Source organism: Ruegeria sp. EL01 (assembly GCF_900313035.1).
In the GTDB taxonomy this organism is placed as follows: Bacteria; Pseudomonadota; Alphaproteobacteria; order Rhodobacterales; family Rhodobacteraceae; genus Ruegeria.
The window spans coordinates 17,354-37,835 of the sequence record NZ_OMPS01000039.1; the positions used below are offsets into that span (position 1 = coordinate 17,354).

The 20,482-nt window shown below is 57.6% G+C and carries 15 protein-coding genes and 2 pseudogenes; 10 read left to right on the forward strand and 7 right to left on the reverse strand.

The genetic code is table 11. The features are described from left to right. Positions 1 to 41: 41 nt before the first annotated feature. The 5 genes from D9K61_RS15690 to D9K61_RS15710 form a co-directional block, all read right to left on the reverse strand. Positions 42 to 3,344 (reverse strand): hypothetical protein, encoded by a 3,303-nt coding sequence (locus D9K61_RS15690; protein WP_120634151.1) that lies wholly within the window; start codon positions 3,342 to 3,344, stop codon positions 42 to 44. Beyond that, on the reverse strand, positions 3,341 to 6,730 hold the full coding sequence (locus D9K61_RS15695) for a DUF6603 domain-containing protein (RefSeq protein ID WP_120634152.1): 3,390 nt from the start codon (positions 6,728 to 6,730) through the stop codon (positions 3,341 to 3,343). The genes D9K61_RS15690 and D9K61_RS15695 overlap by 4 nt, the downstream gene beginning before the upstream one ends. After that, a complete protein-coding gene (locus D9K61_RS15700) occupies positions 6,723 to 8,285 on the reverse strand; it encodes a hypothetical protein (RefSeq protein ID WP_120634153.1) in 1,563 nt (520 codons plus the stop codon). The genes D9K61_RS15695 and D9K61_RS15700 overlap by 8 nt, the downstream gene beginning before the upstream one ends. An 18-nt stretch (positions 8,286 to 8,303) precedes the next feature. Beyond that, positions 8,304 to 9,698 (reverse strand): hypothetical protein, encoded by a 1,395-nt coding sequence (locus tag D9K61_RS15705; protein ID WP_120634154.1) that lies wholly within the window; start codon positions 9,696 to 9,698, stop codon positions 8,304 to 8,306. 584 nt (positions 9,699 to 10,282) lie between these two features. Then, on the reverse strand, positions 10,283 to 10,747 hold the full coding sequence (locus tag D9K61_RS15710; protein WP_254055799.1) for a TRAP transporter small permease: 465 nt from the start codon (positions 10,745 to 10,747) through the stop codon (positions 10,283 to 10,285). A gap of 163 nt (positions 10,748 to 10,910) precedes the next feature. On the opposite strand from D9K61_RS15710, the gene D9K61_RS15715 reads away from it, so the two are divergent. Together D9K61_RS15715 and D9K61_RS15720 are read left to right on the forward strand one after the other, a co-directional pair. Further along, entirely contained in the window at positions 10,911 to 11,873 is a 963-nt protein-coding gene (locus D9K61_RS15715) for a MurR/RpiR family transcriptional regulator (protein ID WP_120634155.1), read from the forward strand. Positions 11,874 to 12,078: 205 nt separating this feature from the next. Further along, positions 12,079 to 12,451 (forward strand): annotated as a pseudogene (locus D9K61_RS15720) (transposase); the annotation flags it as partial. A 222-nt stretch (positions 12,452 to 12,673) separates the two neighbouring features. On the opposite strand, the gene D9K61_RS15725 reads toward D9K61_RS15720, so the two are convergent. Together D9K61_RS15725 and D9K61_RS15730 are read right to left on the reverse strand one after the other, a co-directional pair. After that, on the reverse strand, positions 12,674 to 12,811 hold the full coding sequence (locus tag D9K61_RS15725) for a transposase domain-containing protein (protein WP_120634156.1): 138 nt from the start codon (positions 12,809 to 12,811) through the stop codon (positions 12,674 to 12,676). 5 nt (positions 12,812 to 12,816) lie between these two features. Then, a complete protein-coding gene (locus D9K61_RS15730; protein ID WP_120634157.1) occupies positions 12,817 to 13,002 on the reverse strand; it encodes a hypothetical protein in 186 nt (61 codons plus the stop codon). A gap of 161 nt (positions 13,003 to 13,163) precedes the next feature. On the opposite strand from D9K61_RS15730, the gene D9K61_RS15735 reads away from it, so the two are divergent. The 8 genes and pseudogenes from D9K61_RS15735 to D9K61_RS15770 all read left to right on the forward strand — a co-directional run bounded on the left by D9K61_RS15735 (position 13,164) and on the right by D9K61_RS15770 (position 20,480). Further along, positions 13,164 to 13,340 (forward strand): hypothetical protein, encoded by a 177-nt coding sequence (locus D9K61_RS15735; RefSeq protein ID WP_162946922.1) that lies wholly within the window; start codon positions 13,164 to 13,166, stop codon positions 13,338 to 13,340. Beyond that, positions 13,337 to 13,798 (forward strand): aldo/keto reductase, encoded by a 462-nt coding sequence (locus D9K61_RS15740; protein ID WP_120634159.1) that lies wholly within the window; start codon positions 13,337 to 13,339, stop codon positions 13,796 to 13,798. Before D9K61_RS15735 ends, D9K61_RS15740 begins: the two co-directional genes overlap by 4 nt. A gap of 73 nt (positions 13,799 to 13,871) precedes the next feature. After that, a pseudogene (locus D9K61_RS15745) lies at positions 13,872 to 14,059 on the forward strand (transposase); the annotation flags it as partial. 129 nt (positions 14,060 to 14,188) lie between these two features. Continuing rightward, the gene (locus D9K61_RS15750) at positions 14,189 to 14,710 is read left to right on the forward strand and encodes a VOC family protein (protein ID WP_120634160.1); all 522 of its coding nucleotides are present in this window, start codon (positions 14,189 to 14,191) and stop codon (positions 14,708 to 14,710) included. Positions 14,711 to 14,785: 75 nt separating this feature from the next. Further along, on the forward strand, positions 14,786 to 15,136 hold the full coding sequence (locus tag D9K61_RS15755) for a hypothetical protein (protein ID WP_120634169.1): 351 nt from the start codon (positions 14,786 to 14,788) through the stop codon (positions 15,134 to 15,136). A gap of 131 nt (positions 15,137 to 15,267) precedes the next feature. Beyond that, positions 15,268 to 16,236, forward strand: a complete 969-nt coding sequence (locus D9K61_RS15760; protein WP_120634161.1) for a carbon-nitrogen hydrolase family protein — start codon at positions 15,268 to 15,270, stop codon at positions 16,234 to 16,236. A 44-nt stretch (positions 16,237 to 16,280) separates the two neighbouring features. Further along, positions 16,281 to 19,013, forward strand: coding sequence for an aminotransferase class I/II-fold pyridoxal phosphate-dependent enzyme (locus tag D9K61_RS15765; RefSeq protein ID WP_120634162.1), 2,733 nt, complete (start codon positions 16,281 to 16,283; stop codon positions 19,011 to 19,013). Between the two features lie 18 nt (positions 19,014 to 19,031). Then, positions 19,032 to 20,480: a biotin carboxylase gene (locus tag D9K61_RS15770; RefSeq protein WP_120634163.1), complete on the forward strand. Its 1,449-nt coding sequence runs from the start codon at positions 19,032 to 19,034 to the stop codon at positions 20,478 to 20,480. Positions 20,481 to 20,482: the final 2 nt, after the last annotated feature.

Genomic DNA, 20,482 nt, shown 5'->3' on the forward strand with positions numbered 1-20,482 from the left:
CCTCCGCGCGTCAGCGCTGTGTGTTATGCCAACCCGTCCGATCATTCCGGCAACATCTCGGCAGCGTGCACACCCACCAGAACGGGCACCTGATAGAGGATATAGGCCAGTTCGGCGGCGTTCATCTGCGGGCGCCATTCGATCTGCAGATCTTCGGGATGCTGGGTGACGACGAATGTGTTGGCGTCATCGGGCGGCGTGCTCAGATTCAGCGTTGGCGTACCCGCGCCGATTTGCAGAAACCCGTCATCGGCCGCTGGATCAAAGACGTCGGGCCAGGCGAGATCGTTCCACGTCACCAGATCGCCCGCGCTTTCGATATCCAGACCAAAACGCGGCTCGCCCGGGCGTTCCTTGATCACGAAGAACCAGCCAGGATCTTCGTCGCCTTCTTCGCCCGTGCCGCCCTGTGCTTCTGCGGCTGTCAAATCAAACCCGACAAAGGTGATATCAGGTGGCGCTTTCGCCTCATAGAGCGGCGTTCGGACCAGATCCTCCTCGCTGCCTACCGTTTCGAATTCGCGCGGGTTGAAGCGATCAATCTCGCCCTCTTCGGTCAACCGCCAGCGGGCGCGCTGCGCATAGATCACTGCGTTGGGGTATTTCTTCAAAAGCTCGCCCCGGATCACCAGAACAACCTCTTCCTCGTCATCTCCAGGTTCCTCCCGGTGATCGTGATCACCCAGATCACTGAACCGCGACCATAGGTGAATGGGTGGAATATCCCTAAGTTTCTCGCGCAATTCCTCGGCACTCAGCCCGTCGCGGTCCAGAACGCCCGACGGATCCCAGAACTGACGGAAATAGCTGCCGCGCTGATCGGTTGGGTATTCGCGCCACAAAAGCTCGGCCCCCATGGCAACGTTCAGACCCAACATATAGGCCTCGATAAAGCGCTGATTGGTCTCAAGCAGGGTGATCGTGTTGGGTGGAATCTTGTCGATATTGGGCAGGAAATTGTCCCCCGGCAGCGCCAGCAACGGCTCGTACATGGGGATGTCGAACTCCGGATAGGCCATCGCCTCGCGGAAGATTTCAAAATTCAGCGCCACGATATGCGCAGGGAAGGTGATGCCGGTATAGGTGAAGTCCGGGATCGTGATCTTTGGATCCAGCCCGGCATAAACCGATCCGACGATCGCCGGAATGTTAATCGGGTCACGCTGCGGGAACTGACCTATGCTGGCGCTGACATCCAGCAGGGTATGCACGTCTTTCAGCGCCCCCTTGAAGCGGATGGCCTCGGGGCTGTCCACGCCTCCGGGCACTGGTTCCGGCAATTCGGGTGCAGGCCCGGTCAGGGGTGGCACATCCGCCAGTTCGAAATCGGGATATTCGGGCAGCGCGTCGATCACCTCGGGCGTATTGCCCTCGGGCAGTACCGCATCAGCGATCTCGCGCGCCTTTTGCAGCCGCTCAATCAGGAAATACCCCGCCACGCCGAGCACCACTGCAAGCAGCGCCGGTATCAAAAGCGCCAGCAGCAGGAACAAAAGCGCAATCAGCGCAAAAACCCCCAGAACGATCCATTTCAGCCAAGGGTTTCGCAACACGTCTTCGGGGATTGGCAACCCGCCTAGTGGACCGTCCTGTTCAAGCTCTTCGGCCAGCTCTTCGATGGTAGGCAAATCTTCTGGCGTGACGCGCGGCGGCGCGGCGCTGATTTCGCCGCTGTTGACCCGGTCCACCAAATCCTCGGGGCCTTTTGGGCTGTCAAAACCCAGCTCGGCGGCGACGTGATCGCGCGGGCGCAGAATGCGCCGCATCGTGGGCGACAGGATCGCGCTTGGTACCGTGCTCTGCCGCAGCTGGTGCCGCACATTCACCCCCTGAGACAATACCCGCCGCTGCACCGGAGCGGTCATGTACAGCGCGCGCTGCGTACTCAGGTCGCGCACGCCGCCCAGGCTGCTGCCATACCAGGCGCCGGTGGCGACCTGTGCCATCTGCGCCAGTCGAATGCGCCGGTTGGCGGCTATGATATCGCCCACCTGTTCCCAGGCGGCGTCCATGTATTCTTCCTGGTTCTTCTCAAGCACCTTGGTGCCAAACCCCGCCGCGACGCGGAAGCGCGGGTCAAGATTGGCCTCGTGCAACCAGTTTTCATCGGGTGTGATCGGATCGCCATCGGCCTCTTCCAGCAAACGATCCTGCAACGCGTGCCACCGCCCATACAGAGGCGGTGTGATCAGTGGATCGGGATCGCCGTTCTGCTGATAGTCGTCAGCCAGATTGATGAAATCAGCCAACCCGGTCTGGAACGCGTGTGGAAATGGCTGGTCCCAATCTTCAAAAGCCTGGCGTTCCGCCTCTTCATCATCATCCAGCGCTTCGTCCGGCACTTTCAGTGCACCGCCAAGGCGCAACACGCCGTCCAGTTCCGGGATCGCAATGCCCGGCAGGTTTGCACCCGGGCGTTGCACATCCATGTCACGCCGACCCAGCCGGGGGTCCGGCGGGCGCGGTTTCAACAGACGCACGAGGTATTCGAAATCGCCGATCTCGCCGGTCTTGAAAGTCCAACGGTGATAGAAGGGGTAAAGCCCCGGCACCGGCCGATCCGTATAATTGGTCCAGGCGGCCTGCGTGGCAAAGCGTTCGGCATTGCCATCATCAGGCGGCAAGCCCAACCCGGCAAGCCGGCCGCTTTCAAAACTGGGCATCAGGAACGCGTGATAGCTGGTATCAGGCGCAAGGCGGCGCGGCGAGATAATGCGTGAATAGGCGTGGTCCGCATTGGATTTCAACACGTTTTCCAGCCGCGTACCCGCCATATCCCCATCCGTCGAGCGCGTTGTACCATCCGATTTGATCAGGTCGCGGTTCACATGAACATGAGCCCAGCCCCACAGCTGATCTTCAGGTGGAAAGGTGGTCTCGGTGGCAGCGCCCAGTTCGATGGCGGGTAAGGGGCGTGCCGCATTAATACCTGCCTCGCTGAATTCGTCGTCGCGAAGCACCACAAGGATAATCCAGGGGCGCAGCCGGTGCAGTGCCAGATCTGGTGCTGCCGGGGTGTAGCGCCATGGGAAATCTTCCTCGTAGAATTCGATATACGGCAGGTAATTAGGTTCGAAATTGGTGATGTTGCCGCGCGGCTCGACCTTGACGATGGCGCTTTGATTGATACCCACCACGTCGCCTGGGCCATAAAGCTCGACATCGCGGGCGACTGTGCTGGTCAAGTCCGTGTCGCCTTCAACCGGCGCCCCCGTCAGCTCCAGCGCGACCTGCATCGTTGCACGGGCGGTGACGGACGGATCCATATCCGCGCTGGAGATATTGTTCGCCATACCCAGCCGCAGCCAGGGCAGGAAGGAATATGTGCCAAGCGTGTCGCTCATGCCGCCTGCCTCACTTCATGGCCGCGCAACACATGGGCCTTGCCGGCGAATTCCGGATCAGCTTGGGCCTGCTGGTTCATGAACTCCTGTGCCCGTGCCTGGCTTAGGAACACGACCTCACCGGCGTCTTCCAGCGGTGTGTTATCGGCCAGATTGGCCACCACATAGGCGTTGGGCGAAACTGCAATCTTTTCATCCAGCAGATGCTTGCGTGACTTCGAGCGGATCGACATCGGCGCCTGCGCCACCGCATTGCCGCCCAGGAAATGGGTGAACAGACCCGCGATCAATGTGACAATCCCCATCAGGAACGGCCGAAACGCCTTGTCGATGATGATCGTCTCATAGCGCACCACGCGTTTGGTCATCTGGCTGGTCTTGGTCTGATTGCCGGTCACCGACAATTCGACACCCGCCTCTTCCATCTCGAAGTCAGAGGTTTTCAGCTTTTGATCATCGCTCAGATCCTGGAATTGCCCGATGGCAAAGCTCTCGTCGATCCGGCCGCGCCGTTCGATCCCTATTGTGGAGGTTTCGATACTGAACCTGTTGGCATCGTCAGGGCGCTGATTACCGATCTTGTCCAGCGTCAGCCCCAGCGGCACCGCGCGCTGTGTGATCGACAGGCTGCCCACCGGGTGCAGCACCAGTTCGGTCTGGGCATCGACTGTGCGCAACGACACCAATAGTGCATTGGCGTTTTCCAGTTTGGCGGTCCAGTTCTCCACCTTCTCGAATTCAGCCGCCAGGATCGGCATGACCGAGATCGGCGGCAGCTTGGTGTCTTCCTTGTCGCCCCAGGTTTTCGAGAAATCGACGTCCACATCCCAGAACAGGACCGAAATGCTGCCCGTCCCCTCGATATGCCAGGGCGAAGTCCCTTCAAGCGAGCCGCGGAAGCGTACCGAGAACAGCCCCGCACCGAACAGCTTTACCGACAGCGAGGCAGAGATGGTGATGTTGAAATAGAAGGGCGAGAACTGGAACAGCGCGTCAAAGGCGATATGCCCTTCTATGCTGGCAATCTTGATGCCAAAATACAGCGTGGCGCGGGCACCGAACTGCACGGTGTTGGATGTAACCGCGAAATAGGCGGTCACGATCACCTTGGCCACCGGCGTGTTCAGCACGTTGATGGCAATCCGGGGAATATCCTGGAACGGCAGCGCCGGCGGGTTGTAGATCGGGTGGAAACCGCCCACCGAGACCACGAAATTGCTGTCGTCTCCGAAGGCCGCCAAAACCCCCATGCCACCTTCCAGCGTCATGTAAATCACGCGACTGTCGTAGAGAGCCGCAAAGAACCAGCCGCGCTTTTTGTCGAATTCGATGGCGCCCATGAAGGCAACGTTGATGATGATCAGCGGCACGCGCTCGTCCGGGATCGCCACCGTCAGCTTGCCAACAATCGCCACATTGCCCGGAATCTCGATCAGGATCCCAAGGGACAGGCTGATCAGCGTCGGCGTGCCCCACCCGAACTTGGCCATTGGTCCGATCAGGAACACGTCCTCTTCAATCGGGAAGAACGTGCGCAGATCGGAAATGATCCGCGGTGCATTGGCTATGACATCCTGCGGGAACAGGATTGTGTCGATGCTTCCAGATCTGGCCCCAGCCACCAGCGCATCCAGATCCATCGACCGGTTCAGCCCGACAAGCCCGCCAACCCCGAGAAGGGTGAACCCAAAGCCCAGCTGAATGCCCGGATTGAACTCGACCGAGATGATCGCCAAAAATGCGAACCCGTCCGATCCGTCGGGCATCTTGGTGTTGATGATCCCGATGGCCGTGACCTCGACCATCTCGAGAATGGCCAGTTGCAGCACACCGGAATATTCACCCCGGTCAGGATCGATGCGCAGATACCCCCCACCGCGAACCGCACCTGCGTCAATGGAAACGCCCACACCCACAGGCGGCTTGAAGCCAGCACCGAATTCAAGCGGACCCAGATTGCCCTGCCCGTCCTCGGCGATCTCGAAATCGGCGGTCATGCCGATCTGTTCGACCACCATCTGCAGCGGACCAAGATTACCTTCTATGTCTGTCGCGATACCAATCGGGAACGAGCCGTTGTCGATCCCGACGCTCAGCGTCAGCGCGCCGATCTTCACAACGCCCAGATCCACATGCAGCGGCACCTGCACTTCCAATGTTGCGCTTCCGTGAAAGAACAGCCCCTTTTCCGACGAAAAACCCATGCCGATGTCGAAATCGGATTCCAGCTCGACCCCGGACAACAGCGTCGAGATGAACCCGTCGCCTTCGCTGAAATCAATGACGACGCGGCCGCCCTGCACCTCGCCCGCGACAATCACCTCGCCATCCGCGCCCGCGCCTGAGGCTTGCATCAGCGCCTCAATCCGAGCCTCGAACTGGCGCGCCTCGACCCGGCTGGCATCCGCTTGCCCAATAATTGTGAAAGGCTGGCCATCCGCCGCGCCCGCGGTAAAGACCAGAGCTGCCTTGCCCGCTGCCGACCCTGCGGGCGGTGTAAATGTCACATTGCCCGTTGGACTGATCGTGGCGCTGAAATCCGGCACAATTTCCGAGGTCAGCTCCAGCGCGACCGACCAGCCTTCACCGTCGAATGTCGGTGTCCCGTCAAAGGCAATCGTGTCGTTGAAGCGGATTTCCAGCCCCGGCGGATTCATCGACGTATCGGCCGAAATCTCGGCCACCACCGCATCCAGAATCGGCGGGTTCACCCCGGTGTCCACAATGGCAGGCAACCCGTTGCGGGTTAGTTGTCGGCGCAGGATTGGCAGCAGCACAGATCCGTCAAATCCCGGTGTACCCCAGCCGTATTTGTCTGCCATGGCCTGCGCCGGATTGGTCAGCACATCGCCCAACCGTTCGAGCGCGATCCGGCGGTGCAACACCTGTTGTCCGCCCACGGTGACGGGTTCCAGATCGAACAGGCCGAGCAGTTCCAGCGCCTCGGCCCCGCCGGGGCTGTTTTCGGCATAACGGATGATCAGAACATCCAGCAAGCGACGCGGCAATTCCGCCAGTTCGGCATTGCTAGCCCCGGGATGAGGTCCCAGAGCCTGCAGCGCCGTGGCAAAGTCGTCTGCGTTTTCGATGAAGGATTTGACGTCCTGACCCAGTTGGATGGCCGTAGACAGGATCGCGCCAAAGTCTTCCGCCTCGATATGCCCAATCAAAGTTTCCAACCGCGGCAACAGTACGGCAGCATCCTGCGCCAGTGCCGCGCTCGCGGTTTGCAGAGCGCCTTCGGTTTCGACCCCGGCGCGCGGCTCGTACCCCATTTCGGCCAGCAGTTCGACAACCTGCCCTTCGCTCAGCCGTTCGCGGACCGGCTGAATGATCCGCGCCAGCCAACTGGCTAGGGCTTCGATGGTGCCGGTGTCATCAGCCATCCTGCGTCTCCAGTTTCTGGGCCTCGGGTGCGTGTTTCGTCAGCAGGCACACCCCGTGCGCGGCCGTTGTGACCCGACCGATCATTGCTTCAAGCTGATCGCCAAAGTGATCCAAGTCGGCGCGCAGCTCAGGGCTGCCTTCACGCCACAGCGCCATGCGCATAGCTTTGGCCAGCGTCAGTGCATCGACCCCATCCACCTGTTCAGGCAGAGTGTATTCCAATTTCTGCGCACTGCGCACCAGCGCGGCAAGCCAGGCTGGCCCTGCCCCGCGTTGCCAGGCCAATGTGACACCGCGCTTGCGGTTCACATGTTTCAACACTTCGTATTGATGCCGCTCAAAAATCTCTCGCCAAGCCCGGCCCTGGAGCGTTGCAACCAGCATCCGATCCAGCGCTTCGGCCACCTGATCCACACTCGCGCGGGCGAAGGTAACATCGCCTATGGCGACCTCTCCGGCACCGGTGTCGATGTCATGATCCAGCGCTGCAATCGGTGCACCGGGCGCAGCGCCCAGCCCGGCGCGAGTTCCCGGAACGGTGATCTGCAACGCTGTCTCGACATCCTCGATATGACAGGCAAACCCGAAATGCCGGTTGTTGACAGGATCATTGAAACCCAGGCAGTACAGGCCCACAATCTCACCGGCTTCATTTACCACTGCCGATCCGCTGTCACCGCTTGTTCCAAACGGGATCGTGTCATCAAAATCGCCCGCTGCATCGTCCCAGGTCACGATCATGATCAGATTGGTAAAGTTGAAACTGTCCCCGGCAGGCAGATCAAAATCGGAGTAATCGACGGCGCCTGTGACATCCTTGCTGGCATTGACGATGCGACCCAGAGTCCTGTCCGTGGACCGACCCGTCTTGGTCACCAGATCATTGACCTGCGCCCGTCGGATCCCTGTCATCTGGACAGAATTGTCGGTGTCGCCCGTTTCCGTGTTTCGGGTCTTGTTCTCGTGCTTGATCGGACTTTTGCAACAGCAGCTAGAGCCTTCCTCGTCCAACAAGGCAATCGCGCAATCGACCGAGCCGCCAATGCTGCCATCCACAACCTCGCCAACCCGGGTGTCACTGCCCCTTGGCGGTTGCAATGCCTCGTGCGGCTCTCCGGTGATGTCCAGCAGATCCCGATCACGGTATAGAACATGGTAGTTGCTCACCAGAACTGGCTTATTGTCGCTGTTGCGCCTTGCAAAAAAACCCAGTGTACCCGCGTGATCGGGGCTGGTACTCAGGGACACGCCGGACAGCAGCGGACGCACCCGCGTGCTGTCTTCCGGCAAGGGTGGCCCATCGCTTGGTCGCAGAAAGGCCGGGTTCAGTTCCTCATCCACGTCCGTGCGCAGATTGCCCACAAGCCTGGGCACCACGGCGCCCCTCGGCAACTCGGCCTCGCTGCGTTTTTTGTCAACATAAACGACCACGGCGAGCTCTTGCGTCAGACGCCCCTTCACCCGCCTCAATCCCAGTCCCACGTCCGTCACATTCGGCAAGGCACGCAGCATTTTCAAAGCGGGCTTGGCAATCAGATCGTCTGCATATGTCATCTTGCCCCTTTCCCTCGTCTAGCCTGCGTTCCGGGCCGCGGCCTCTTGGGCCGCCTTGATGTTGTGGTAGATCAGCCAAAGTTCATCGGCTGTCCGACAGCCCTGTAGCGCGGGGATCCAACCGATCCCCTCGGCCCGGATGTCCGCCTTAAGCCCTTCGCTGCCGTGCTGTTCCAGCGCCGTGGCCATCGACAGCAGCAATTGTGTAAAACTGACGCCATCCACGTCGTCTGGCACCCGATAGCTTGTGACTCGGGTGGTGCGCTCGAACGCAGCCGCAAAAGCGGGCCCCTGCCCTCTCTGCCACCTCAGACCAACCTCGCGATTGGTCTGGATCAGGTTCCACACCTCGTTCCAATGGTGCCCGACCTTCCGACCCAAAGGGTCCTGGCTGTCGGTTTCGGCCCACAGCATCGCTTCCCAATCCCGTCTTCGGATGACACCATCCGATCCCGGCTGCGGCATCATCGCCACGGCAGGCAATGCCGCTGCAGTGGTGCTTTGCGCGAACACTGTGATGTCCAACGCCGCTTCGACATCGGCGATCGGGTTGGCCACACCGGCATTGCCGTTCTGCCCCCAGATCAGGCCAATCACATTGTTGTCCTCATTCAACAACGCCGAACCGGAATCTCCGCCTTCCACGAAATTCGGATGCGCTGCATCCGGCGTAACGAAAATCTGATCGGTGAAGCTCAGGCCAGAATCCGAACTGGTCGTTGCAAAATTGATCATCGACACCGTGCCGGTCGTCAATTCGGTCGTGCGCCCGCGCTTTCGAACCGCATCCCCGACCACAGCCGTGTCCGTTCCTGCAATACCGCCGATCTCGACCACTTCCTGCAAATGCTGAATGTCCGCATCAATCGAGGCAATTGCGCAATCAACCGTGCCGCCGATAGACCCGGCCAGCACCGCCCCAACCTTGCCAGCCCGGCAGCAGCAGCAGCAGCTGAAATCCGGCTGGGCGACTTCAATCCCCGTGGCGGTCGCACTTTTTCCTGCGAACATGACATGATGATTGCTCAGAATGACCGTCGCGCCGCCAGAATTCTGCGTCGCCAGGCATCCCAGTGTGCCGACCGAGCCGGTGCCATTGCCGATCTGAATACCACCCCGGACCGGCCGATACCGCGAGGTGTCGGTCATCGCTTTGGTCGGCGTCCACACAAAGACATCCGTCTCGATTCCGTCGATCTCGGACGGGATCACCTCTTCCGGCGATAGTTCGCTTATCGGGCGCTTTTTCTCGACCCCAATACGCAGCACGATGTCTTCGGACATCTTGCCGTCCCTGATTTTCAACCCCACCGCCACCGTCTTCACGCCGGGAATGCTCAGCAGTCTGCCTTCGACGCTTTTCAAAAGGCTTTGCACCAGAATCTGGCGCTTTTTTCGGGCGTCCCTATCCACTTGGATACCTTGCCGCGACGAAAATACGGGTCGCAAAAAAGTGAAAATACCACCTAGGAGTGTAGACCCGAGCGCGATTCCATACAACACAAGCGTGCCCACGCACGACAGCCTCGCCCAACCATAGTCGTCGCTTCCTGCAAAAGCTTCCGGTTCTTATTTGAAATTGAACGTGAACCAAAACGTGTTTTGTGGCTACGCAGCCTACGCCATCTCGGTTCAAAGTTAGCGACAGAACATGTCACAAAGGCCACGCGCTGCCCCGTTCTGTTTCGCTAAAAAAGGCTACCATCTTACTTCACGTCAAACTCAAAGCGGTCGGGTGCATGCCCTCTGCCATTCCAATCGATGCCAACCGACGGTTTTTTCACCGCCGCCCCATGAACCTGTTGACATTAAATAGAAAAGTTTGAAGTTGAGTGAAAACTAGTTTCACACGCATAGGTAGTTTAACACTATGAAGAGAGTCTCTCGGCTTTCTGCTCTCGCTGTTTCCCTTTATCTCTCTCGCCCAGGCAACCTGCGAAAGTAACGGCCAGCATATGTACCAAAAAGGGGGGCCTCGCAGCACCACTTATGTGACATCACCTAGGGAAGCATGTGCGACACCTGAATACCTTATTCCGCGTGGGTTCAAATTTGCTGGCTTTAAAATTCATAAGCAAAGGTATGGTGAGGATCATCGCTTGCCGAGGCGCACCGCTTTCAGCAAAGCTGACCCCAAAAAAGGCCACATACAGAAACAAAGCCAGCGCCAACACGTCCATTGCGATCAGAAGTGCGCGTCGCAATCTGATCGGAAGCCGCATGACAAATGCCGTGAGACCGATGTGATCCCGGCGCGCGATTCCAGATGAAACGGCGAGCAGCGCCGCCCAGATCATCAGATAACGGGCCAATACTTCTGGCCAGGGGAGTTGCCAATGAAAATAGTAACGGTCGATGACGCCAAGCCAGACGTCCAGAACCAAAGCTAGCATCAAAGCGGCGACAACGCCCTCGACGACTGAATTGATCCGTGAACTTGCACCGGCAAACCAGTCTGACATTCTTAGTCCTCCCCAGGCCTCGAATCTGTAACCCAGTTACACAATGGGTGATTAGAAGTCAGATTTCAACAAATATGTGTAACTAAGTTTCTTATTGATGGCAAGATCTAGAGATTATCTAGAGTTTCTTGCCCAATTTTATCAAATTGTGTAACTAAGTTTCATGTCTGAACAATCAAAACCCACCGGCTTGCCGAACCAAACACCGCCCCTTCCAGCAAGCAAAGCGCCCCCTCAAAAGGGAAGGATTGGGGCCGTAGATCTGATCCCAGCGCTTCATAACTCACAGACTAAACTGGCAGTCCAAGAGCAAAAAGTTGCGGATTACGTAAAGGAGAACCTCAGCGAAATTAGCGCAATGACAATCGGAGATCTCGCGGATCGCTGCTCGGTCAGCAAGCCAACAGTGGTACGTTTCTGCCGCAGCCTAGGCTGCGAAGGGTTTCGGGACTTCAAACTTCGCCTGGCTCAAAACATCGCCGTAAGCGCACAGTATCTGTATGGCGGCACCAACGACCAAAATCCTGACGCTGATGCGGCAGTTGATCAGGTCCTTGGGGCAGTGTTCGCGACACTGGACATCATGCGACGCCAGATCAATACGGAGAAACTAGAGGCCGCGAGAGACGCCTGCCTGGACCGTAGGCAGATCCTTTTTTCGGGCATAGGCGGAGGCTCCTCCTTTGTGGCTCAGGAGGCATCTAACCGCTTTTTCCGACTGGGTATCCCCTCATTCTTCGTCAACGACAGCTACGTCTTGCAAATGCGGGCGGCAGCACTTGGCCCCGAAGATGTTCTGTTTCTTATCTCTGCCAGCGGTGAAGCGGACGCCATTGTCGGAGCAGCCGAAGTTGCCAACGGTTATGGTGCGACGACTATAAGTATCACACGACCCGATACCCGGCTGTCGAACGTTTCAAAGATTTCTCTGCTGACGGACCTGCCCGAGGACAGCGATATCTACAAACCAACAGCATCCCGATACGCACATCTAGCTATTGTCGACGCCTTTGCCATGGTCGTAGCTCAGGAGATGACCGATGAAACCAAAGAAAACCTGCGGCGAATTCGAGCATCATTAACAGCTTACCACGGAAGAACCGGTCCGCAGCCGTTGGGTGATTAATCCTTGACCGGATCGGCCGTCCGCGCAGGAGCGCCCAAAGCGGACCCCAACAATCAAAGCAATTGCGCCCGTTGAAGTATCATCTCTAATGCAATGTTCTAGGGTCAGAACCGATTGCTTTCCGCTGTGCGGCCTGAGGCATCGTTTGGAAAGGCGTCATGAACCATTGCCCGACAGGCGCATACAAAGCATGCTGCCGAAATGAACAAAGTTGCATGCCGTCTGTGACAGTCACGGTCGCCCGCTCAGCCTCTTTGTCACCGCCGGACCGGCGAGCGACTACAACGAGGCGCGAGCGCTGCTCAGCGGCTTGCCAAAGTCGAGTCGCTGCTCGGGGATTGAGGCTACAATGCGGGCTGGTTCCGAGATGCCTTGAAACAGAGAGATACGCGCCCGCATCCCAAGCGTAAGCAACACAAGGCGCCCATGACATACGACAAGCGGCGCAACAAACGCCGTGATCGCATTGAAATCATGTTCGGTAGGCTAAAGGGCTGGCGACATGTCGCCAGCCGTTACGACAGGTGCCCGAAGGCCTTCCTGTCCGAATCGCTCTCACCGCAACCGTCATTTTCTAGCTATGAGGCAAGAACGAGTCCTGCCCCCAACCAATGTCCACTGTTAGAAATGCACTGCAGTATCGCTGGTCATTGTGAACCGTCGGCTTGGGCCGTCCTCGGAAGCAGTTTGATATTGGGCGGAGCGCATGCTGCACTTGCTCCGAGGTCAGCTTGGAACTCATAAAACAGATGCCGCGGTTTACTCGAATGACGCAAGCATCCGATCAGCACCGTAATGATTCACGTGTTTCCGGCTTGACGGCAGGCATCCCATTCCCACGGCGGCAATTCGTCGAGCCGGTTCTGTGATATTCCAGCGATACGGGCCAACACATCGACCAGCCAGGCCCACGGACCAACGACGTTGAGCATTGCCATGTTGATCAGGTGCCTGCCGAGATCTTGGCCAGCAGCTGTGCCGTCGAAGGTCGAGGCGAGGCAATCTTGGTCAGATGCGTTTCGAGGTCCGCGAGTTGATCCAACAAACGGGTTCCCTCCGATGTCAGGACATGTTTCCAGTCATGGCGTAGGAACAGTTTCTGCCCCAAATACCGCTCAAGTGCGCGCATGCGCCGCCCCAGAGTTGCCGCGCTCTGTATCCTTCTCTCAAATCAAGTCGGCTACGTGCGGCATAGTTCTCGCAGAACAGCAGCAAGACATGCTCAAGCCAAATCCCCAGTTCGGTTCGGATCAACTATCGTTTCCTTTTGAAAGGAAATCCAAGGCCTTCATGGAAGAAGAGGCATTCCTGCAGGAATATGGCTTACCGGCGCACGGACCCTTTTGGGGGCTCGCCTCTTTGACGGATACTGAATACCAGCCGCCCAAATCCTGGATCCGACGTATTCATCTTGCGGCAATCATCCCGATTCTGCGCCGCAAACTTGCCGGTGGCCGCACCACATGAACGCCCAAAAAGCCAGAGCTCTGCCCATGCCCTACAAAAAACTGGGGCGAAATGGCCCCTTTGTGTCGCGGTTTGCGCCCGGCACCATGACCTTTGGGGCGGAAACACCCGAGAAAGACACGGTCCGTCAGCCGGATCTCTTTGCTGATCGCGGCGGGACTTTTGTCGACACAGCGGATGTCTATTACACGCACGCATGGGACAAGGGCATCGAGATTTACAGAAACGGTCGTGACGCTTGGCGATTTGGTGCGGGCCGGAAAACTGCACAGCCTCGCCTGGTCCAATGTTGGCGGATGACAGATCCAGAAGACAGTCTGGCCGTCGTCAATCTGAAGCTGGAGGACAATCATCTGGATGCGCCGATCACCGTGTCCGCGACTGGCCTGCTAGATTATCTTCACGGGTTTCTCGAAGCATGGTCGAAAATGGATATCGGGTCGCGTCTGGGTACTTAGATTTCTGGACCCATCAGTTTGGTTACTGGCATCCGGCTGCGTGGTTCGAGCCCCTGCGTTTCATGGGTATATCATGAGCAATCTATTCTGGCTGACCGACGAGAAGATGGAGCGTACTTGGCCTGCCTTTCCGCAGACCATCGCAAGCCTAGGGTTGATGACAGGCGCGTTTTGCGTGGGATTACTTTTGTCAGTCGCAATAGGCTCCGATGGTCTGATGCGCCCCAAGAATGTGGACCACCCAAAACCCTCCGCAACCGGTAGAAACGCCATCACTATGCATCATAGTGTTGCAATATCCCGGAGCTTGATCCACACTATGGTGCATAGTGCAGGAATTTCCCTGCATGTCTCACTGGGCGACCCCAGCCCTATTCGGAGATTTCGGATATGAAAAAGAAGCCTGCCACCCTGCCCCGAGGGTATCGCACCTGCACTGCATCGCTTGCCGTTACGGATGTTCCTGCGGCGCTGAAGTTCTATGAAAACGCCTTTGGCGCACAGGTTCAGACCTATGACATGGATGAGGTCCCTGGCTTTGCCGCCATCAAGATCGGCAACTCGATGCTGTTTGTAACGACCGGATGGGGTGCGCATGGTCCCACTGTTTCGGGTGCCATCACGCCGGTTGGTCAGTATATGTATGTTGAGGATGTAGATGCTGTCCTGTCGACTGCATTGAAAAACGGCGCAAACCTGATTGCCGAGGCAAACGACACCTATTGGGGCGAGCGTTGTGCCACCGTTGCCGACCCGTTCGGACATATCTGGACGCTGGCGACACGCATCGAGAACCTCAAATCCGAAGATATCAACCAGCGCCGCAAAGCGATGTTCCGCGCGATTCAGGATCAGGATTCCGAAGCCACAGCCGTGGCGGCTGAGACCACAGAGCAGACCGAGGCCGCGTGATCCGTCAGAGGTTGAACAATGGACGGATCGTGGGGTACCGATGTGGGCGTGTTCTATGACAGGCAAAATCAATTCATGACCGACGCTCCCCTTCCGACCTACACGATCCGCCAGAACGACCTGGCCGTTCTGGCCGCCGAGAACCGCATCGGAGACTATCCGGTCGCGGTGCGTACCGCCCGCGAGGTGGTCAGCGGCGGATTTGCCAACCAATCGGCGCATCCCAACACTTGGACGGTCTACTTTCTGATCGATGGCCAATGGGCGCTGGTCGAATCCACGCGCGGATTGCGACGGGAATGGTCCAGCCTGGACCGACTGGAGAAATGGCTGCGCAGTTGCGGGTTCCGGTTTTTCTGGGTTCGCAATGACATCGATTTTGTGGAAACACTCGGCGAGGACGCCACCGAAGAAGAGGCCAGATGAGGGACTTGGCCCCAATATATCAACCGCCGGTGGATAGCAGGCTTGCGCCGACACGCGGTTTTATGTTCCGATGAAGAACGCCGGATCACAACGGCGATCGCAATCGGCAAGAAAATGAGAAGAAGAACGAAATGACCCCTTTTGCGATAACCGGAATCCAGATGCACGTTGGCGCACTGAATTCGAATGTCGATGCGATGCTGCATCGGATCGATGTGATGATGGCACGGTTTCCCTGGACCCAGATGGCGCTGTTCAGCGAACTGGCCCCCTATGGCCCGCTCGATCGGTTTGCCCAGCCTTTTCCTAATGACGACCTGCCGCGCTTTCAGGACGCCGCGCGGCGCTATGGTATCTGGCTGATCCCCGGTTCGATGTTTGAGAAACTCGAGGATGGGCGGGTTTTCAACACAGCCGTGGTGATTAATCCGGATGGTGAGATTGTCTCCAGATACTCTAAGATGTTCCCGTTCAAACCCTATGAGGAAGGTATCTCATCCGGGACCGAGTTCTGTATTTTCGATGTTCCGGATGTAGGTCGGTTCGGCCTGTCGATTTGCTATGATATCTGGTTCCCAGAGACCACCCGCCACCTGACCAGTCAGGGGGTAGAAGTTCTGCTGCACCCGGTTCTGACTGGCACCACCGACCGCGAGGCGGAACTGTCCATCGCCAAGGCCACTGCTGCGCAGTTTCAGTGTTACGTGTTCGACGTGAACGGGTTGGCTGCCGGTGGTGTTGGCCGCTCGCTGGTCGTCGACCCCTCAGCCACCGTGTTGCACCAGTCGGCGGGACAGGAAGATATTTTCCCCATCGAGATCGATCTCGATCAGGTGCGCCGTCAGCGCGAGGTTGGCCTGAAAGGTCTGGGGCAGGTCCTGAAAAGCTTCCGCGACCGCGAGGCAGACTTCCCGGTTTATGACCGCAACAGCGGGGCAGATGCCTATCTGCACACATTGGGGCCGCTGCGCATTCCGCAAAAAGGCGATGTCGCCGGGGTCGCCGCATCCGACCCAAGAACGGCGCTGGGATATAGCGAAAGCGCCGAAACCAAGCCCGATAATCTTTATCTCTACAAAGGGCGCTCAGGGACAGACTGATACTGGGGCAGCTTTTCGGTATCGGCAGAAAGGACACAGATTTCATGCACGGCATTTCCGATAGCGAAAAGCTCCCTACCATCTCAGATTACTACAGCGCTTCACAACTGAGGGCGGACAGGTGGAGCGCGCTACGGGAAGCGGCCGAAGCACTTTACCACGATGGCGGTGAAAAAGAGCGCACAAGGGCCCTGCAATTGTTACAGGCTCTGGCCCCGATCGAGATGTATTTCGCCTTCCCTGGGGCCTCTGCTTTTGACTATCTGCGCCGACTGCTGGAACACGGGAATTTCACCGACTTTTCGACTGCCGTGCGCCGGGTATCCCGCGCTCTGACCTCTGGCGCCTATCGCCGCCGTTCGATCCCACTGATCGCGGATGAGACGGAAGGGGACGAATTCGAAGACGAGTCGACCCAGACCCATGAAGCCCGCGCATTGGGACGCCCGTATTTCGAGGTAATGATCGTCGACAACGTCAACGAGCAGCAGGAAAGGTTCCTGCAATCCAGCCTGCAACGCATGCGCCGCAGCGAAGACCCCTTCATCTATGAAATTGTCGTCGTACCCAGTGTCGAAGATGCGCTGATTGGTGTCTTGTTTAATCAAAATGTGCAAGCCGTCATCGTCCGCCCCGGCCTGAGCCTGAAATCCAAGAACGAAACGAACGTTCTGGGCCGCTATATCAGCCTCTACGGCGAAGGTGCTGATCTTGGAAAACTGACACCGTCCGAATACGGCCCCGAAACCTGCCGCCGGATTGGCATGTTGCGCCCGGAACTGGATGCCTATCTGATCACCGACCGCTCGGCCGAAGATATCGCGGGGCTTGATCTGGGTCTATGCCGGCGGGTGTTCTACAATCAGGAAGACTTTCTGGAATTGCACCTCAACATCCTGCGCGGTTTGCAGCGGCGGTACAAGACGCCATTTTTTACCGCACTCAAGGAATACTCCAAGCAACCCACCGGTGTCTTTCATGCGATGCCGATCAGCCGCGGCAAGTCGATCAGTCGCAGCCATTGGATTCAGGATATGGGGGCGTTCTACGGCTCGAATATCTTCATGGCTGAAACTTCGGCCACGTCAGGCGGATTGGATTCACTACTGGAACCGCGCGGCCCGATCAAAGAGGCGCAGGAGGCCGCCGCCCGCGCATTCGGATCGAAACAGACATATTTCGCCACCAACGGGACCTCGACCTGCAACAAGATCGTGGTGCAGGCGCTGGTCAGACCCGGCGATATCGTGTTGGTCGACCGCGACTGCCACAAATCGCATCACTACGGCATGGTGCTGGCGGGCGCGAGCGTGGTCTATATGGACAGCTATCCGCTGCACGAATATTCGATGTACGGCGCGGTGCCTATCCACGAGGTCAAGCATAAGCTACTGACCTTGCGCGCTGAGGGTAAGCTTGACCAGGTGCGCATGGTGTTGCTGACCAACTGCACCTTTGACGGGATTGTCTATAACGTCCAGCGGGTGATGCAGGAATGTCTGGCGATCAAGAAAGACCTGGTGTTCCTCTGGGATGAGGCTTGGTTCGCCTACGCAAGATTTGCCCCCAATTCCCGCGTCCGAACCGCGATGAGGTCGGCCAATATCCTGCGCGAAGAGTTCCGGACACCCGAACATGCCAGCGCTTACAAGGCCCAGCAGGCGGCTCTGGAAGGCGCCGATGACGAAATGTGGCTCAATACCCGATTGATAGCTCCGCCTGATGCGCGGGTCCGGGTCTATGCAACCCAATCGACCCACAAGACACTGACATCGTTGCGGCAGGGCTCGATGATCCATGTTAACGACCAGCAATTCAAAGGCGCGGTGGAGGAGGCCTTTCACGAAGCCTATATGACCCACACTTCGACGTCGCCCAATTATCAGATCATCGCTTCGCTGGATGTGGGGCGCAGGCAGGTCGAGATCGAGGGGTATGAATTTGTCCAGCGTCAGGTCGAAAGCGCGATGGCGATCCGCCGTGCGGTGTCGACCCATCCGCTGCTGAAGAAGTATTTCAGGCTGGTCACGGCGGGCGACATGATCCCAGAGCAATACCGCGAAAGTGGCATGACAAGTTATTTCGACCCGGATCAGGGGTGGGCCGATGTCTGGGATTGCTGGGCAAATGATGAGTTCGTACTGGATGCCACCCGGATCACCCTGCATGTGGGCGCAACGGGCTGGGATGGCGATACTTTCAAGACCAAGATCCTGATGGACAAATACGGCATCCAGATCAACAAGACTTCACGCAATACCGTGCTGTTCATGACCAATATTGGAACAACGCGCAGCTCCGTGGCTTACCTGATCGAAGTGCTGGTCGAGATCGCCAAAGAGTTGGACGATCTGATGGACGACGCTTCTAAAATGGAAAAGCTTGCCTTCGACAGGCGGGTCAAGAATCTGGTGGAAAACGTTCCGCCGCTGCCCGATTTCAGCCGCTTCCACGATGCGTTTCGGTGTGAAACGGGAACCGAGGCAGGCGACATCCGTGCCGCGTTTTTCCTGTCTTATGACGAGGACAATTGTGATTACGTCGAGCCGGACAAAGAGATGCTCGGTCGGCTGGAGGCGGGCGAAGAGCTCGTTTCGGCCACTTTCGTGATCCCCTATCCGCCGGGCTTTCCCATTCTGGTTCCGGGTCAGGTGATCAGCCCCGAAATTCTAAGATTCATGCAGGAACTGGACGTGTCGGAAATCCACGGCTTCCGCGCCGATCTGGGCCTGCGCATTTTTACCGAAGACGCTTTGAAATCAATCAAGAACCCCTAAGGGGTCAGGGAGGACAACATGCCAAAGAAGGTGCTGAAGAACATCTCGGAAATTCGCCGCTACTTCCACACCAACAAGGACCCGGTTTATTTCGTATCAGCGACCAATTTCAACCTGTTAGGGTTGGATGAATGGGTGATGAATTTCACCTATATCTGCTACATGGACTGTTTCGACGGGCGGCATCCGAACGTGTTTGTCCCCTCGGAAATGCCACATGATGAGTTCCAATCGATTGAGGATATCAACAACTACCTGCTTCAGCACAAAGAGGTCATCGACCTGATCAAGCGGCGCGGCGGTAAGCCGAAATTCGTGTTCCTGATGTTTGACGAGACCACCGAGAAGCTGGTCAAGGAATTGGGTGGCCAATTGTGGTTCCCCAAGGCCAAGTTGCGCACGAAATGTGACAACAAGATCGAAACCGTTCGCATCGGCAACAAGGCGGGCGTGCCGTCGGTGCCCAATACGCTGAGTGTGGTTAATAGCTATGACCACCTGCGCAAGATTTGCGACAAGGCCGGGCTGGGCCATGATCTGGTGCTGCAATCCGCATTCGGAGACAGCGGCCACACGACGTTCTTCATCAAGTCTGAGGCCGATTTCAAAAAGCATGAGCACGAGATCGTCGGTGAGGGCGAAATCAAGATAATGAAGCGGATTGATTGTCGTGGCGCGGCGATTGAGGCCTGTGCGACTTCGGAAGGCACTATCGTTGGTCCGCTGATGACCGAGCTTGTAGGCTTCAACGAACTCACCCCGTATCGCGGGGGCTGGTGCGGGAACGAAATCTTCTCGACCGCCTTCCCGCCCAAGGCCCGCGAACAGGCGCGGCAACTGACCTTTCAGTTTGGTGAGGAATTGCGCAAATCCGGCTATCGCGGCTATTTCGAGTTGGACTTCCTGATCGACAAGAAAACCGATGAGCTCTGGTTGGGCGAGCTGAACCCCCGCATCACCGGAGCCAGTTCGATGACCAACCACGCGGCCTTTGCCCATGCGGACGCGCCGCTGTTCCTGTTCCACCTGCTCGAGTTCTCGAAGAAACCCTTCAAGCTGGATGTCGAAGAGCTGAACGCCCGCTGGGCTGACCCGGACATGATCGACAGTTGGTCACAGATGGTGATCAAACATACCGATGACAGCGTTGACCGCATCACCCAAGCGCCACAATCTGGCATCTATAAGATGCTTGAAGACGGCCGCGTCGTGTTTGATCGTTTTGACTATCACCGCCGCGCGGTTGGCGAGAATGAGGCCTTCTTCCTGCGCATTTCGAATGTCGGCGATTATCGTTATGAAGGCGCTGATCTGGGTATTCTGGTGACACGCGGACGGTCGATGACCAAAGGCTTCAAGTTGACGGATAAGTCGAAAAAGTGGATTCACGGCATCACATCGGCCTATACGGCTGAACCACTGCCTGCAGCACAGCCGATGGAAGATCCCGCGTTCAAAATCATGTAGAA

Excerpts from the sequence above, each read along its gene's own strand:
- D9K61_RS15690 (WP_120634151.1), bottom strand. The coding sequence starts at position 3,344 with ATGAGCGACACGCTTGGCACATATTCCTTCCTGCCCTGGCTGCGGCTG.
- D9K61_RS15695 (WP_120634152.1), bottom strand. The coding sequence starts at position 6,730 with ATGGCTGATGACACCGGCACCATCGAAGCCCTAGCCAGTTGGCTGGCG.
- D9K61_RS15700 (WP_120634153.1), bottom strand. The coding sequence starts at position 8,285 with ATGACATATGCAGACGATCTGATTGCCAAGCCCGCTTTGAAAATGCTG.
- D9K61_RS15710 (WP_254055799.1), bottom strand. The coding sequence starts at position 10,747 with ATGTCAGACTGGTTTGCCGGTGCAAGTTCACGGATCAATTCAGTCGTC.
- D9K61_RS15715 (WP_120634155.1), top strand. The coding sequence starts at position 10,911 with ATGTCTGAACAATCAAAACCCACCGGCTTGCCGAACCAAACACCGCCC.
- D9K61_RS15725 (WP_120634156.1), bottom strand. The coding sequence starts at position 12,811 with ATGGCAATGCTCAACGTCGTTGGTCCGTGGGCCTGGCTGGTCGATGTG.
- D9K61_RS15730 (WP_120634157.1), bottom strand. The coding sequence starts at position 13,002 with ATGCGCGCACTTGAGCGGTATTTGGGGCAGAAACTGTTCCTACGCCAT.
- D9K61_RS15735 (WP_162946922.1), top strand. The coding sequence starts at position 13,164 with ATGGAAGAAGAGGCATTCCTGCAGGAATATGGCTTACCGGCGCACGGA.
- D9K61_RS15740 (WP_120634159.1), top strand. The coding sequence starts at position 13,337 with ATGAACGCCCAAAAAGCCAGAGCTCTGCCCATGCCCTACAAAAAACTG.
- D9K61_RS15750 (WP_120634160.1), top strand. The coding sequence starts at position 14,189 with ATGAAAAAGAAGCCTGCCACCCTGCCCCGAGGGTATCGCACCTGCACT.
- D9K61_RS15755 (WP_120634169.1), top strand. The coding sequence starts at position 14,786 with ATGACCGACGCTCCCCTTCCGACCTACACGATCCGCCAGAACGACCTG.
- D9K61_RS15760 (WP_120634161.1), top strand. The coding sequence starts at position 15,268 with ATGACCCCTTTTGCGATAACCGGAATCCAGATGCACGTTGGCGCACTG.
- D9K61_RS15765 (WP_120634162.1), top strand. The coding sequence starts at position 16,281 with ATGCACGGCATTTCCGATAGCGAAAAGCTCCCTACCATCTCAGATTAC.
- D9K61_RS15770 (WP_120634163.1), top strand. The coding sequence starts at position 19,032 with ATGCCAAAGAAGGTGCTGAAGAACATCTCGGAAATTCGCCGCTACTTC.